General features: G+C 67.3%; 13 protein-coding genes. 10 read left to right on the top strand and 3 right to left on the bottom strand.

Annotated elements, in window-relative coordinates; genetic code table 11:
• Positions 1-41: 41 nt before the first annotated feature.
• A complete protein-coding gene (locus tag ACZ9J7_RS03590) occupies positions 42-860 on the bottom strand; it encodes an HAD family hydrolase (RefSeq protein WP_476207089.1) in 819 nt (272 codons plus the stop codon).
• A gap of 78 nt (positions 861-938) precedes the next feature.
• Here ACZ9J7_RS03590 and ACZ9J7_RS03585 point away from each other — a divergent pair, with 78 nt between their 5' ends.
• Together ACZ9J7_RS03585 and ACZ9J7_RS03580 are read left to right on the top strand one after the other, a co-directional pair.
• Positions 939-1,193, top strand: coding sequence for a glutaredoxin family protein (locus ACZ9J7_RS03585; protein ID WP_476207087.1), 255 nt, complete (start codon positions 939-941; stop codon positions 1,191-1,193).
• A gap of 10 nt (positions 1,194-1,203) precedes the next feature.
• A complete protein-coding gene (locus ACZ9J7_RS03580) occupies positions 1,204-1,908 on the top strand; it encodes a redox-sensing transcriptional repressor Rex (protein WP_476207085.1) in 705 nt (234 codons plus the stop codon).
• Positions 1,909-1,977: 69 nt separating this feature from the next.
• Here the strand turns inward: ACZ9J7_RS03580 and ACZ9J7_RS03575 are convergent, their stop codons facing one another.
• Positions 1,978-2,760 carry a hypothetical protein gene (locus ACZ9J7_RS03575; protein ID WP_476207083.1) on the bottom strand — a complete coding sequence of 261 codons (783 nt, stop codon included), beginning with the start codon at positions 2,758-2,760 and terminating at the stop codon, positions 1,978-1,980.
• A gap of 221 nt (positions 2,761-2,981) precedes the next feature.
• Entirely contained in the window at positions 2,982-3,530 is a 549-nt protein-coding gene (locus ACZ9J7_RS03570) for a YceI family protein (RefSeq protein WP_476207081.1), read from the bottom strand.
• 215 nt (positions 3,531-3,745) lie between these two features.
• Here ACZ9J7_RS03570 and ACZ9J7_RS03565 point away from each other — a divergent pair, with 215 nt between their 5' ends.
• The 8 genes from ACZ9J7_RS03565 to ACZ9J7_RS03530 all read left to right on the top strand — a co-directional run bounded on the left by ACZ9J7_RS03565 (position 3,746) and on the right by ACZ9J7_RS03530 (position 14,272).
• Positions 3,746-4,426: a histidine phosphatase family protein gene (locus ACZ9J7_RS03565; protein WP_476207079.1), complete on the top strand. Its 681-nt coding sequence runs from the start codon at positions 3,746-3,748 to the stop codon at positions 4,424-4,426.
• A gap of 2 nt (positions 4,427-4,428) precedes the next feature.
• Positions 4,429-5,040: a TlpA family protein disulfide reductase gene (locus tag ACZ9J7_RS03560; protein WP_476207077.1), complete on the top strand. Its 612-nt coding sequence runs from the start codon at positions 4,429-4,431 to the stop codon at positions 5,038-5,040.
• Positions 5,041-5,055: 15 nt separating this feature from the next.
• A complete protein-coding gene (locus ACZ9J7_RS03555; protein ID WP_476207075.1) occupies positions 5,056-5,811 on the top strand; it encodes a cytochrome c biogenesis CcdA family protein in 756 nt (251 codons plus the stop codon).
• Entirely contained in the window at positions 5,811-7,568 is a 1,758-nt protein-coding gene (resB, locus tag ACZ9J7_RS03550; RefSeq protein ID WP_476207074.1) for a cytochrome c biogenesis protein ResB, read from the top strand. The genes ACZ9J7_RS03555 and resB overlap by 1 nt, the downstream gene beginning before the upstream one ends.
• Positions 7,568-8,656: a c-type cytochrome biogenesis protein CcsB gene (gene ccsB, locus ACZ9J7_RS03545; protein WP_476207072.1), complete on the top strand. Its 1,089-nt coding sequence runs from the start codon at positions 7,568-7,570 to the stop codon at positions 8,654-8,656. The genes resB and ccsB overlap by 1 nt, the downstream gene beginning before the upstream one ends.
• Positions 8,657-8,828: 172 nt before the next feature.
• Positions 8,829-10,964, top strand: coding sequence for an Hsp70 family protein (locus ACZ9J7_RS03540; protein WP_476207070.1), 2,136 nt, complete (start codon positions 8,829-8,831; stop codon positions 10,962-10,964).
• A 1-nt stretch (position 10,965) separates the two neighbouring features.
• Positions 10,966-13,053: a LuxR C-terminal-related transcriptional regulator gene (locus ACZ9J7_RS03535; RefSeq protein ID WP_476207068.1), complete on the top strand. Its 2,088-nt coding sequence runs from the start codon at positions 10,966-10,968 to the stop codon at positions 13,051-13,053.
• A 163-nt stretch (positions 13,054-13,216) separates the two neighbouring features.
• Positions 13,217-14,272, top strand: a complete 1,056-nt coding sequence (locus tag ACZ9J7_RS03530; RefSeq protein ID WP_476207067.1) for an IniB N-terminal domain-containing protein — start codon at positions 13,217-13,219, stop codon at positions 14,270-14,272.
• Positions 14,273-14,274: the final 2 nt, after the last annotated feature.

The following is a 14,274-nucleotide window of genomic DNA, read 5'->3' as shown; positions in this document are numbered from 1 at the left end:
GAAATGCCCGTCGCCTTCCAAGGCGGCGGGCATTTTTTTGGCTACGCCCGGGGGCCGCGGATGCGGGCGAAGCCTTTCCAGAGGCCGTAGATGGCGCCGCCGAAGGTCGCTGCCTTCAGACCAAGGGTGGCGGCGCGGCGGCCGGCGCGGAAATCATAGACCGGCCAGTTCCGGTCGCGGGCGTGGCGGCGGAGCTTGGCGTCCGGGTTGATGGCCACCGGGTGGCCTACGAGCGAGAGCAGCGGAACGTCATTGTAGGAATCGCTGTACGCCCAGCAGCGCTTGAGGTCCAGGTCCTCCTGGTCCGCGATGGCCTGCACGGCTACCGCCTTGGCCGAGCCGTGGAGGATGTCTCCCACCAGGCGTCCGGTGTACATGCCGTCCGACACTTCCCCCACCGTGCCCAGGGCCCCCGTCAATCCCAGCCGGGTGGAGATCACCGTGGCCACTTCGATGGGCGTGGCCGTTACCAGCCAGACGCGGCGGCCCACGCGGAGGTGCTGTTCTGCCAGCGCCTTGGCACCGGGCCAGATCCGCGACGCGATCATCTCGTCGTAGACCTCTTCACCCAGCGCCTTGATGTCGTCAACGGTGATGCCGGCGGCGAGGGTCAGGGCCGAATCGCGGACCGCATGGACGTCGTCGATGTTTTCCCCGCGCGCCACGAACTTGAACTGCTTCCACGCGAACCCGGCAGCCTGGATCAGCGTGAACGCCCCCCGCTGGTGCATCTTGCGGGCCACATGGAAGAGGCTGGCACCGCGCATCAGGGTATTGTCCACGTCGAAAAACGCCGCCTCACCGGGCTGCGGCGCAGCAACCGGCCGTGTAACGACGGCGACGTATTTCTCCTCGGGCATGGACTTGAGTCTAGTCAATCCACCCGCCCGGCGCCGTCGGCGTCACCTGCACCGCGCGAACGGCGATACCGTTAAGCCATGGCTACCCCCCGCGTCGTCCTGGTCACCAAAGCTGACTGCCACCTCTGCGAAGAGGCGCGCGACGCCGTCGGCCGGGTCACGGCCGCGTTGGGCCTTGAGTGGAGCGAAGAGCTGGTGGACAACCAGCCCGAACTGCGGGAGCGCTACGCCGAAGAGATCCCCGTGGTCCTGGTGGACGGGGTGCAGCGCGACTTCTGGAAAATCGACGAAGCCCGGCTGGAACGCGTCCTGCAGCGCGCCATGGCCAAGTAGGGGGATGCCAGTGACGTCCTTGGATTCAACCCCCCAGCCTGTGCCGGACGTTCCGGATGCCGCGGGCACACCGGCCAAGCAGATTCCTCCCGCTGCCGTGGCCCGGTTGACGCTCTACCTCCGTGCCCTGAACACGCTGCTGGCCGAGGGGGTTGAGCGTGTCTCGTCGGAATCGCTCGCAGAAGCCTCCGGCGTCAGCTCCTCCACGCTGCGCAAGGACCTGTCCCACGTGGGGTCCTACGGCACCAGGGGAGTGGGCTACGAGGTGCAGTACCTGAGCCGCCACATCGCTGCGGCCCTGGGGCTGACGCATGACTGGAAAGTGGCCATCGTTGGAGCCGGAAACCTGGGCAAGGCACTGGCGCGCTACGGCGGCTTCGAATCGCGGGGCTTCGACGTGGTGGCCATTTTCGACGCGGACCAGATGGTGGTGGGCAACGAGGTGGGATGGCTGCGGGTCAGCGACGTGGCAGACCTCGAGACCGTCCTCCACCGCACCGGGGCAAACATGGTGGTGCTGGCCCTTCCCGCGGCCGTGGCCCAGGGCATCTGCGACCGGGTGGTGGCTGCCGGCGTGCACAGCGTGCTCAGCTTTGCTCCCGTCATGCTGCAGGTCCCTGAGGGAGTCAACCTCCGCAAGGTGGACATGGCCACCGAGCTCCAGATCCTGGCCTATCACGCCCAACGCGCGCAGGCGCCGGGACAGCCGGCCTGAGGACAGGTCTAAAAGCGGTGGCCCGGGATGCTGGACATCCCGGGCCACCGTTGCAGTCTGCCGTAGGCTTTACCGCCCGTAAGGGTTGCCGAAGCCGCCGGAATAGGGGTTGGCGAACGGCTGCTGCTTCCGGAAATACGGGGCAGCGGCCGGGAGGTAGAGCAGGACAATGGCGGCAATGCCCAGGACCGTCCCGAGCGTTCCGAAGGTGGGGACCCCGAACAGGCCCAAAACGGAGAGTGCCGCGAACACGGTTCCGAGGATGCGTGCCCAGTTCCTGCCCTTGCGGATGAAGAACGCCACCAGCAGGTAGAGCGCGACGCCGATGATCGCGAAGACGACCAGGGTGCCGGCGATGACGCTCTTGATGTCGTCATACGTGACGGCTGCTCCGCTGGCTTTCACCTGCTGCTCGAAAGCCTGCCGGAACTGTGGATCATCGAGTTGGGTGAGGCCGGCGAGCACGGAAACGACAAAAATCACCGCGGACGCGATCAGCAGCCAGAACGAGATGTTCACCAGCTGCGGGATGCCGTTGCTTCCCGCCGGCTGTGGCTGCTCCGAGGGGTACTGGCCGTACGGGGACTGCCCATACGGCGCCTGCCCGTACTGGGGTGCATTCTGGGCATACTGGGAACCGTACTGCGGTGCATTCTGGCCATACTGCGGCGCTGCGGGCGGCTGCGAACCGTACTGGGGCTGGTTCTGCCCGTACTGCGGTGCGTTCTGGCCATACTGGGGCGCATTCTGGCCGTAGCGCGGCTGCTCGGGTCCGGGCTGCTGGCTGCCGGACTGGTCATTGCCGGAGTAGGGATCTTGGGGCGCGGGAGGCGGGACGGGAGGAGTACTCATGGGCGTTCCTTCTGCAGGTCGGGATCCAGGTAGGCTGCCGGGAATCGGTCCTCAGCCTTCCCCCCAGCATGGCTTAGCTCCACCGTACCCCCGGCAGGCGGAGATGTGGGTGATTCGGGCGGCATTCACGCCCACGACCGTGCCTGCAGGGCGTATTTAAACAGCACACCCCGGCACCGGGCCGAAAAGGCCTGGTGCCGGGGTGCGCCGGGTGGTGAAAGTTATGCTGCGGGCGCGATGAAGGCGAGTTCGAGGTTGATGGCAACCTTGTCGCTGACCAGCACGCCGCCGGCTTCGAGGACGGCGTTCCAGGTGAGGCCGAAATCCTTGCGGCTGATGGTGGTCTCGGCGGTGAGGCCGGCGCGGGTGTTGCCGAACGGATCGACGGCCACGCCGTGGAGCTCGGTCTCGAGGGCCACGGGACGGGTGACGCCCTTGATGGTGAGGTCGCCCTGGAGCTCGTAGGCGTCGCCCTTGGTGACGATTGCATTGGAAACGAAGGAGATCTCCGGGAACTTCTCAACGTCGAAGAAGTCTTCGCCGCGTACGTGGCCGTCACGGTTGACGTCGCCGGAGTCGAAGCTGGAGGTCTTGATAGTGGCGTTGACCTTGGAGTCGGCCACGTTCTCGGCGAGGTTCAGGGTGGCCTCGGCCTCTTTGAACTGGCCGCGGACCTTGCTGATGCCCGCGTGACGGACGGTGAAGCCGATCTCGCTGTGGGAGTTGTCCAGGGTCCAGGTGCCGGTGGTGACGTCTGCGGGAAGTGCCATGATGTTGCTCCTTGGTGTGAATGCCTGCTGTAGTCCTGCGGTTGAACCTTCATCGGTTGAAGCCTCAACTATCTTGCTGCATCCAGTATAAACATGCGTTTGCATGTTTTGTTCCCGGTTTCGGAACATTTCTTCAGAAACTTAAGTTCTACTCTTTGTAGAAAGCGCGTCCGGGAGATTTCGGATCGCACGCCATCTTTGAGAAACTGGTAAACATGCCCCAAGCCACTGTCCATCTGCTCCGCCACGGCGAGGTCCACAATCCCGACGGCGTTCTCTATGGACGGCTCCCCGAATTCCACCTCTCCGATCTGGGGCAGGAGATGGCCCGCACCCTGGCCGACCACTTCCGGCAGCGCGCCGAGCGCGGAGCCCGGATCACCTACCTGGCCGCCTCGCCGCTTGACCGTGCGCAGGAGACGGCACGGCCGACGTCGGAAGCGCTGCGCCTGCAGATCCACACCGACCAGCGCATCATCGAAGCGGAAAACTACTTCGAGGGCATGAAGGTCACCAAGGCCGAACTCCGCCGGCCGAAGCACTGGCCGCGCCTGGTCAACCCGCTGCGCCCGTCGTGGGGCGAACCGTACAAGGAGCAGGCGGCGCGGGTAGCGGCTGCTGTCCAGGACGCGCGGCTGCAGGCCATCGCACTGGCCGCCGGCGACTTCGGTGCCGCAGGCCCCGAGGCGATCCTCGTCAGCCACCAGCTGCCCATCTGGGCAGCCCGGCTGAGCGCCGAAGGCCGCCCCTTGTGGCACGACCCGCGCAAGCGCGAGTGCACCCTGACATCCCTTACGTCCCTGGTTTTCGACGACGACGGCTCGCTCTTGCGGGTCGAGTACAGCGAGCCCGCGGCGTCCCTTCTTCCCGGTGCCGCCAGCACCCCTGGAGCCTAGCAGTGAGCAACAACACCCTTCCCTCGCGCCGGAGCCTGCTTTCGGCAGGCGGCCTGGCCCTGACCGCGCTGACCCTTGGCCTGTCCGGCTGCGCCCAGGAGGATGCGCTGGCCAAGCAGGCCAAGGCCGGCGACAACAAGAACTATGTTGCCGGCGACGGCTCCGTAACCGAGTTCGCCGTCGGGGACCGCAAGGAAGCCGTGCAGATCCAGGGAGCGCTTTTCAGTGGCGCCGCTGTGACCCCGGCCGACTTCCAGGGCAAGGTCAGCGTCCTGAACTTCTGGTTCGCCGCCTGCGCACCGTGCCGTGTGGAGGCGCCGCTCCTGGAGGAGCTGCACCAGGAGTTCAAGGACCAGGGCGTACAGTTCTTCGGCGTCAACCTCCGGGACGAGAAGCCCACGGCCGAAGCGTTCGAGAAGACCTTCAACCTGACCTACCCCAGCTTTGACGACAAGGACGGCGGCGTCCTGCTCTCCGTTTCCGGCCTGGTCCCGCCCGGTGCCGTACCCACCACGCTGGTGCTGGACAAGCAGGGCCGCGTGGCCTCCAGGGTCCTCGGCGAAATCGAGAAGGGCACCCTGAAAGCCCTCATCACCGCCGCCGTGGCGGAATAGGGACGGGCCGGGACCGTGAACAGCCCCTTCGCCGAAGCCATCCTCAGCGGCTCCCTCCTGCTCGCCATTCCGGTGGCCCTGCTGGCAGGACTGGTGTCGTTCCTTTCGCCCTGCGTCCTTCCCCTGGTGCCCGGCTACCTGGGCTATGTGACCGGACTGAGCGGCGTGGACCTGCAAAAGCAGAAACGCGGGCGGATGCTGGCGGGCATTGGGTTGTTCGTCCTGGGCTTCTCCGTGATCTTCGTCCTGCTGGGCGGTGCATTCGGCCAGCTGGGCACCCTCATCACGGGCAGCCAGAATGCCTGGATCACCCAGCTCCTGGGAATCCTGGTCATCATCATGGGGATCGTCTTCATGGGCGGTTTCGGCTGGCTGCAGCGTGACGCGAAGATCCACGCAAAGCCGCCCGCCGGGCTCTGGGGAGCGCCCCTGCTGGGCCTGACCTTCGGCCTGGGCTGGGCCCCGTGCGTAGGCCCCACCTATTCCGCCGTGCAGTTGCTCAGCCTCTCCGGCGGGTCCTCTGCCGCCAAGGGTGCATTCCTGGCTTTTGTCTACAGCCTGGGACTTGGCATCCCGTTCCTGCTGATCGCCCTGGCCCTGCGCCGGGGCCTGGGCGTCATGGCATTCTTCCGCAAGCACCGCGTGGCCATCCAGCGGACCGGCGGCGGGATCCTGGTGGTCCTCGGGATACTGATGGCCACCGGGGTGTGGGGTGCCTGGGTGACCGGGCTGCAGTACTGGTTCCAAACCGACGTGAAGTTGCCGATCTGATGAGCGAGCGTGTGAACGTAAAGAAGAAGCAATCCGCCCCTGTAGCAGAGGCGAAAGCCCAGGCCGCCCTTCCGGCCCTGGGACCCAAGGGCATGCTGCGGTGGGCCTGGACCCAGCTGACCAGCATGCGCACCGCGCTGTTCCTGCTGCTGCTCCTTGCCGTCGCCGCCGTCCCCGGATCACTGTTCCCGCAGCGGCCGGCAAACCCGGCCGTGGTGACCCAGTACATCAAGGACCACCCGGACTACGGCAAGCTGCTGGACTCCCTGCAGCTCTACGACGTCTACTCCTCGGCCTGGTTCTCGGCGATCTACCTGCTGCTGTTCATTTCCCTGATCGGCTGCGTGGTGCCCCGCGCCATCGCCCACTACAAGGCCATGCGTTCCCAGCCGCCGCGGACCCCGCAGCGCCTGTCCCGGCTGCCCGAATACGGCACCCTGGTGATCCCCTCCGGTGCCGCCATCCCGTCGTCGGACGCCATTAACGGTGCCGCCCGGGTGCTGCGTAAGCGCGGCTACCGGGTGGAGGTCAGGGATGCCGACGGCGCCCTTCCGTCCCTGGGCGCCGAACGCGGCTTCATGAAGGAAGTGGGCAACCTGGTCTTCCACACCTCGCTCATCGGCGTGCTGGTGTCCGTGGCAGCCGGCGGCCTGTTCGGGTACAGCGGCCAGCGCATCCTGGTGGAAGGCGACACGTTCGTGAACACCCTGGTGGGCTACGACCAGTTCAACCCTGGCACCAACTTCCAGTCCAGCCAGCTCCAGCCCTACTCGCTGCAGCTGGACAAGTTCAACATCACGTTTGACCGTGAATCCAAGGGCAAGTTCGGCCAGCCCATCGACTTCGCCGCTACGGTGACCACCAAGGAAAACCCGGACGCTCCGCCCAAGCAGGAGACCCTCAAGGTCAACGACCCCGTGAACCTCGGCGGCACCAGCATCTACCTCACCGGTAACGGCTACGCCCCGGTGGTGACCATCCGGGACGGAGCGGGCAACGTGGCCATGCAGGGCCCCGTGGTGGCAAAGCTGCAGGGCGAGAACTACTACTCCTCCGTGGTGATCAAGGTTCCTGACGCCCAGCCGGACCAGCTGGGCTTCGTGGGCTTCTTCCTGCCCACCGCGTTCGTCACGGACAAGAACGTCTCCTTCAGCGCGGACCCCGAGCTGTTCAACCCGCAGCTGACCCTGAACTCCTACTATGGCGACCTGGGCCTGAACAAGGGTGCCCCGCAGAACGTCTTCGAACTGGACGTCAAGAACCTGACCCCGCTCAACGCCCGGAACCTGGCGGCCGGCGGCATCACGCTGACCCCCGGGGCAACGGCCACCCTTCCGGACGGCAAGGGCAGCATCAGCTTCGACGGCGTCAAGCGGTACATCGGCGTGGACATCCACCACAACCCGGGGCAGCTCTACGCCCTGGTCTTCGCCCTGCTGGCCGTGGCAGGCCTCATCCTCTCGCTCTACGTCAACCGACGGCGCGTCTGGGTACGCACCGGCACCGCCGCCGACGGCCGCACCATGGTTGAATACGGGCTCCTGGCCCGCGGCGAGGACCACCGCCTGGCCGGCGAGGCAGCCGCGCTGCGGAAACTCTTCGCCGCAGAGTGGCAGCTGCCTGAAGAGGGGGCCCCTGAGGATGCCGCTTCCGGGGACGCCGCCCCGTCCCAGCAAACTCCCAGCCGGACAGGCGATAATGTCGCAGGCTCCGTCAGCACCCCAGCAGGCCCCACCGGGCCCGAAAAGGACCACTAATGCCATTTGGAATCAACGAAACCATGGGCCAGTACAGCGAACTCTTCATGCTGCTGGCGGCGGGTACCTACACGGTGGCCTTCATTGCCTTCGCCTGGGACCTCGCCAAGAGCAGCAAGGCCCTGCGCGCCGTGGACCTCAAGGCCGCGCAGGCCGGGACCGCCGCCAAGGTTCCCGTGGGGGCCGGTGTTGCCACGGGTTCTGCCGGGGGCCGGCTGAGCGGGCCGGCCGACCGTGCCGAGCGCCCGTCGTCGTCCACTGCCAAGGCCGGCGGCGCAGGAACCGACGGCATCGTCACGGCCGACGGCGATATGAAGTATGCCGCGGAGCGCCGGGTTCCGGCGCGGGTCGCCGTTGCCCTGACCACCCTCGCCGTCCTGATCCACGCCGCCGGCGTTGTCACCAGGGCGCTGGGAGCCGGGCGGGTGCCGTGGGGCAACATGTACGAATTCCTCACCACCGGCGCGTTCCTGGTGGCGGCCGTCTTCCTGCTCTCGCTCATCCGCCGCGACCTGCGCTTCCTGGGCACCTTCGTGGTGGGCCTGGTGATCATCATGATGGTGGCCGCCTCGGTGGCCTTCTGGACCCCCGTCGGCCACCTCGTTCCCGCTCTGCAGAGCTACTGGCTTGTTATCCACGTTTCCATCGCAGTGCTTTCCTCGGCCCTGTTCACCCTGACGTTCGCGATGTCGGCGCTCCAGCTGGTCCAGTCCCACCGGCAGAAGACCGTTGCCGCCGGCGGGACCGACAAGCTTGGTTTCATGCGCCTGGTGCCCTCCGCACTGAGCCTTGAGAACCTGTCCTACCGGATCAATGCCATCGCCTTCATCGGCTGGACCTTCACCCTCATGTTCGGCGCCATCTGGGCCGAAAAGGCCTGGGGCCGGTTCTGGGGCTGGGACACCAAGGAGGTGTGGACGTTCGTGATCTGGGTTGTCTACGCAGGCTACCTGCACGCCCGGGCCACCCGTGGCTGGACCGGAACCCGCGCTGCCTGGCTGTCGATCGTCGGCTACTTCTGCGTGATCTTCAACTTCACCATCGTGAACACCTTGTTCAACGGGCTCCACTCCTACTCCGGCCTCTAGGAGGGCCTTCCCGGCCTGCAGCGACCGGGAAACCACCCACAATGCGGCACCTGCCCGCCAAATAACCATTCGATGTAGCAACAGGGCTGTCCCCGGGTCCCTCGGAATGCTACGTTGGTGACGTTCACTGTGATGAAGCTTGCATGTGGACGGCCAGCCTTCCGAGGTAACAATGAGCTACGCACTCGCCGTAGACGTCGGGACCAGTTTCACGGCAGCCGCCGTGGTTCGCTTTCACCAAGGTCCTTCCGCTGTGCCCGAGTGCCTGCCCCTGGGCGCGCGTGGAGCATCCGTCCCCTCCGTGGTCTACTTCCCCGAGGAAGGCACCGTCCTGGTGGGCGAGGCTGCGGAGCGCCGAGGACTGGACTCACCGGAGCGAGTTGCCCGGGAATTCAAACGCCGCATCGGCGACGACGTCCCCATCATCCTGGGAACCCTGGCGCTTCAGCCGGAGGACGTCTTCGCCACCGTAGCCCGCTGGGTGGCAGACCGGGCCGCCGAACGTGAGGGCGGTCCGGCGTCGGCCGTCTTCCTGACCCACCCCGCCGCGTGGGGCAGCCACCGGCTGTCCGTGATCCGCGAGGCCCTCACCGCCCACGGCGTGGAGAACGTGACCCTCCTCCCCGAACCGGAGGCCGCAGCACTGCACTACGCATCCCAGGTGCGGGTGGAGGAAGGCAGCACCATCGCCGTGTACGACCTCGGCGGGGGCACCTTCGACACCGCTGTCCTCAGGAAGGCCGGCAGCAGCCGCTTCGAACTGCTGGGCCGCCCTGAGGGCATTGAAGACCTTGGCGGTGCCGATTTCGACGCCGCGGTGTTCAGCTACGTCGCCGCCCACACCGGCAATGCCCTGGCGGACCTTGACGCCGCCGATCCCACGGTCCTTGGCGCCTTGGCCCGGCTCCGGCGCGAATGCGTGGAAGCCAAGGAAGCCCTGTCCGCGGACAGCGAGGCAAGCATTCCGGTGCTCCTGCCCGGCGTGCAGCAGCAGGTCCGCCTGGTCCGTTCAGAGTTTGAGGCCCTGATCGAAGAGCCCGTGCGGGAAACGGTGGACGCCCTGGAACACTCCCTGGCGCAGCTCCACCTTGCCCCGGCGGACCTGTCCACGGTGCTGTTGATCGGCGGCTCGTCGCGGATCCCGCTGGTGGCGCAGGTGGTCTCCGAGGAGCTGGACCGTCCCATCGCGGTGGACGCTGACCCCAAGTCCTCCATCTGCCTGGGGGCGGCCGTGGCGGCACTTCTTGCCCACACCGCAGCAGCCCTGGAAACGGCGGAACCGGCAGGAACCGAACCCGTAGAAACCCCTGCCTCGCTGGCTGAAACGGTCACCGCAGGGGCACCGCCCGTCGTCGTACCCGCCGTGCCACCGGCCCCCACCGGCCCGGCAATGCCCAGCTGGTCGCGCAAATATGCGACGGCGGGAGCCGGGCCCGGGCAGGGCGCCGGCCGGCGTGAGTGGCATGGTGAAAGGGGCGCCCATGCCCCGAAACCCACCGTCCGCATCACTGCCGTCGCCGCGGCGGCTGCCCTCCTGACGGTCCTTACGGCCACTGCCGCGCAAAGTCCCGACGGCTTCGGAAGCCTGACCGCCATGTTCGTGCCGCAGGCCGGCGCGAGCACGGAGGGTGGCTCCACCGGCCCGGCAGCTGCGGGCGCAGGGGGAACCCCAACAGCGGGTGCCCCCCAGCCACTCGCAGGCATCGAAGCAAGTGTCCGGAAGCCGATCGGGCAGGAACCGGGACTCGACGTCTCCGCCTCACCCACCACGCGCCAGGCCCCGGGCGGTGAAGCCGCCGTGGGCGGAGCAAACCCGGGCGGACCGGCGGCCGCCGGCGGGAATCCACCTCCCGGAACCGACGCGGGTGCCACAGGGACGGGCATTGTTCCCGATTCAGCCACCGTGGGTCCGGCAATGCCGCCAGGCACCGCCGACCCCATGCCAACAGACCCTGCCCCCGTTGACACGGCGTCGCCGGACACCACGACGCCCACGCCCACGGACAGCGCCCCGCCAACAACGACGGACCCGGGAACGTCGTCGCCCAGCGGCACTGTCGACCCGTCGGGCTCCGGCACCCCTACTCCTGATCCCGGCACGTCGTCCCCCGGCACCGGGGAAACGACCCCCACCGTAGTGCCCACCACCATGGCGGCTCCGGACCCGACGGGTGATCCCGCCATTTCCCCCACGGCTGACCTGACGCCCACCCCGGCCGTTGCACCGTCACCCACTCCGGACGACACCACCGCCAGTCCCATTGAAACTGCCGTCGCGACGGCCTCGACCACCTCACCGGGGGCCTGACATGGATGGAAACCTGCAGCGGGCAGAGCGGCCCGTACCACTGCACACCGCACCGGACCACCAGGGGCACCCACCCCATGTGGCCGAGCTGATGGCCAAACAGCTGAAAGGCGCGAACGCTGCCCTGCGGGAGCTGCTGCTGGCGCTCTCGGTTGGCTTCGCCCTGCCCGGCCCGCTGCCCGCAGACCTCCAGCACAAGCTCATGAGCGGCACCGTGGAGGACCTCGATTCCCTGGTGGACCGCGCCGAAGCCGCCGGACTGCTGACGCCGGACGGCACGGTGGTGGGGACCGCCCAGCACGCGCTGCTGAGCGCCGCGCCCACCGCCAAAGTCCACGCGCTCCAGCGCGAGCTCGTGACAGTATTCGCGTCCTCGGGCCAACCACTTGGCCACCTGGCCCGCGAGTTGGCCAGGGGCGGCCTGGCGGATCCCCGGGTGGCCGCGGAACTGGAGCAGGCGGCGGACGCCATGTTGGAAACCGACCCCCGGCTTGCATCGCAACTCTACGAGGAAGCGCTCCTGGCCGGCGCCGATCCGCTTGCCTTGGCAGCAAGGCGCGCCCAGGCCGCGGCCGGTGACGGGGAACTCGACGCAGCGGCGCGCATCATCGATGCCCTCCTGGTCAGCCCGGACCCGCCGGACGTGCGCCGCGGGGCCGACGTCGCTGCTGCCGTGTGGGCGCAGCGCGGCATGCTGGCCCGGGGCGCGGACGTTTACAGCTGGCTGGGCCCGGGACGGGTGGGACCCTCCGCGCCGCTCGCTGCCGTGGCCATGATCGGCGCCGGTGACCGGGCAGCGGCGGAGGCCTTCTTCCGGCCCGAGGCTCCGGCGGCCTCGCCAACGCTCCTCGCGGCCGCACTGGTGCAGACCGGCCAGGGAATCCTCGCATCCCTGGGAGACAAGCCGCACCAGGGCATCTCCATCCTGATCCACGCCTCGGACATGCTGAACTCTGCGGGCACCGCCCTTCCGCTGCCCGAGACGCCAGCTGCGCTGGCGGCCCTGCTGGCCCTGCACAGCGGGGAACCACACCTGGCCGAAACCGTCTGCCGGGCGGCCGCAGCTGCCGGGCAAGGCGGCCATACTGCCCAGCCCCGGCTCCTGCTGCTCCAGGCCTGGGCAGCCATGATGCAGGACAAACTCGAGGACGCCCGCCTGGCCGCCACGGAGGCGGCCAAAGCAAACCATTGGCCGCTGGTCCCGCGCGATGAGTTCATGAGCGCGGCCCTGGAAGTGGGGCTTGCCCGCAGGAACGGCGACGTTCCTGAACTGATCAAGGCCTGGGAACGGGCGCGCGAAGCCATGCTTCACACATCAGTGGACCTGTACAACCTGCTGCCGTGGGGGGAACTGCTGATCGCGGCGGCCAGGCTGCGCGAGACGCGCCGCGTGGCGCAGTATCTCGAAGACGCCTGGAAGTTGCTGGGCCGCCTGGGCGGCCCCGCACTATGGGCTGTTCCCCTGCACTGGTCCGCCGTGCAGGCTGCGCTGCTGAGCGAAAGCCCGGCCGATCTCGCCCCGCACGCAACCGCATTGGCACGGGCGTCTGCCCACAGCCAGCTCGCCGCCGTCCTCGCCACGGCAGGCAAAGCCTGGGTCTCCGTGCTGGCCGGCCGCTTCCGGACCGCGGAGGTGGAGGGTGCGGCAAGGCTGCTCGGTGCGGTGGGAATGCCGTGGGAGGGTGCCCGGCTCGCCGGCCACGCTGCAGCCCGTGCCGAGGAGCGGCGCGACATGATGCGCCTGCTCTCGTGCGCCCGGGACCTTCATCCGCAGGGAAGCCCCGCCGGCGGGGCGTCGGGGGCAGCGGAAGTGCAGGCAGGCAACAGTGCCGACAACGGAGGCAAAGGGGCCCAGCCAGACGCGTCCGGTTTGAGCGAGCGGGAAAAGGAAGTGGCCAGGCTGGTGCTTGAAGGCAAGACGTACCGGGAGATCGGCGAGGCCATCTACATCTCACCCAGGACGGCGGAGCACCACATCGCCAGGATCCGGCGCCGGCTGGGGGCGGAAAACAGGTCCGACCTGCTGGCCCGCCTGCGCCTGTCCCTTGGCGTGGAACATTCCCAGCAGCTGAATCCACAGCAGGAATAACCCTAATACCCCTAGGCGCAGGGGTGTTGGTGCCCCGGAACGGCATTTACGCGTAGGGGGGATGCGCCCGATGCCCTGTCCCCGGTGACGAATCTAGGTTGGAACCACTTGGATACGTTCACCGGATGATCCACAACTCAATGAAGATGTGAGGACCACGCATATGCCAACACTCGCAAATGACCTCGTCCAGTTCCTCATGCAACTCTTTGGGAACCGGGAAGCGATCCAGGAGTTCCTGGATGACCCGGAAAGGGCGCTCGAGGAACACGGGCTGGCCAACGTATGCTCGGCTGACGTTGACGCCGCGATGCCAGTCGTCCTCGACTACGCGCCCATCACCCTCAATGCCCTGTCCTTTGTCCGGGGCAACGCCGGCAGCATATGGCCCGGGTCCGCAGGTGGTTCGGCCACACACGCCGGAAACGCACCGGCCATCCACGCCGGCGGGATGGCTGCAGGCTATGGCAGCGCCACCTACGACCACGATGACCACTCCCATGCGGTACAGCAGCTCCAAAACGTGGTGAACCACTTCTCCTACACCACGCAGACCACCATGCTGGACGACCGGGATACCACCACGGACCAGTCAGTCAGCCAGAACATCTGGGCGCATGGGGACGTGGAGCAGTGGTTCGACAACCACGCCGCGGTGGCTTCGGGCGACCGCGCGGTCGCCGCCGGTGACGACGCCGCAGTCCGGGACTCCAATAACGTCAGGGATTCGTACAACACCGACCATTCGACCGATAACTCCACGGACAACTCCGTCCATGCCGGCGGCGACGTCAGCATCGGCACGGAGCAGACGGACATCTCCGGCTCCTTCAACACCGACCTCGGCCTGGACGTGGACGATTCCTTCAACGACAGCTCGGACAATTCCTACCACCCGGACTATTCGGACCATTCCGTCAGTACCGACCTGGACCTCGACGCCAGGGACTCGTTCAACGATAATTCCGACAACTCCACGAACAGTTCGGTGGAGGTGGACGATTCCTTCAACCATGACAGTTCCACCACCACAGCAGTGGAAGTCCACGTGGACGATTCCTTCCAGGACAACCCGGCCACGAGCATCGTGGAGGACAACCTGGTGGTCGCGGACAACCCGCTCGATTTCACGGAGGACAACTCGACGCACCCAGATGTGGACCTGGACAGCCACGCGACCATCGATGATGCAGTGGTTGACGACTCCACCGCGCTGTAACA

This window comes from Pseudarthrobacter sp. TE9888 (genome assembly GCF_056279345.1).
This window is presented reverse-complemented; position numbering and strand designations above follow the sequence as displayed.

Excerpts from the sequence above, each read along its gene's own strand:
- ACZ9J7_RS03540 (WP_476207070.1), top strand. The coding sequence starts at position 8,829 with ATGAGCTACGCACTCGCCGTAGACGTCGGGACCAGTTTCACGGCAGCC.
- ACZ9J7_RS03535 (WP_476207068.1), top strand. The coding sequence starts at position 10,966 with ATGGATGGAAACCTGCAGCGGGCAGAGCGGCCCGTACCACTGCACACC.
- ACZ9J7_RS03585 (WP_476207087.1), top strand. The coding sequence starts at position 939 with ATGGCTACCCCCCGCGTCGTCCTGGTCACCAAAGCTGACTGCCACCTC.
- ACZ9J7_RS03565 (WP_476207079.1), top strand. The coding sequence starts at position 3,746 with ATGCCCCAAGCCACTGTCCATCTGCTCCGCCACGGCGAGGTCCACAAT.
- ACZ9J7_RS03590 (WP_476207089.1), bottom strand. The coding sequence starts at position 860 with ATGCCCGAGGAGAAATACGTCGCCGTCGTTACACGGCCGGTTGCTGCG.
- ACZ9J7_RS03530 (WP_476207067.1), top strand. The coding sequence starts at position 13,217 with ATGCCAACACTCGCAAATGACCTCGTCCAGTTCCTCATGCAACTCTTT.
- ACZ9J7_RS03570 (WP_476207081.1), bottom strand. The coding sequence starts at position 3,530 with ATGGCACTTCCCGCAGACGTCACCACCGGCACCTGGACCCTGGACAAC.
- resB (WP_476207074.1), top strand. The coding sequence starts at position 5,811 with ATGAGCGAGCGTGTGAACGTAAAGAAGAAGCAATCCGCCCCTGTAGCA.
- ccsB (WP_476207072.1), top strand. The coding sequence starts at position 7,568 with ATGCCATTTGGAATCAACGAAACCATGGGCCAGTACAGCGAACTCTTC.
- ACZ9J7_RS03575 (WP_476207083.1), bottom strand. The coding sequence starts at position 2,760 with ATGAGTACTCCTCCCGTCCCGCCTCCCGCGCCCCAAGATCCCTACTCC.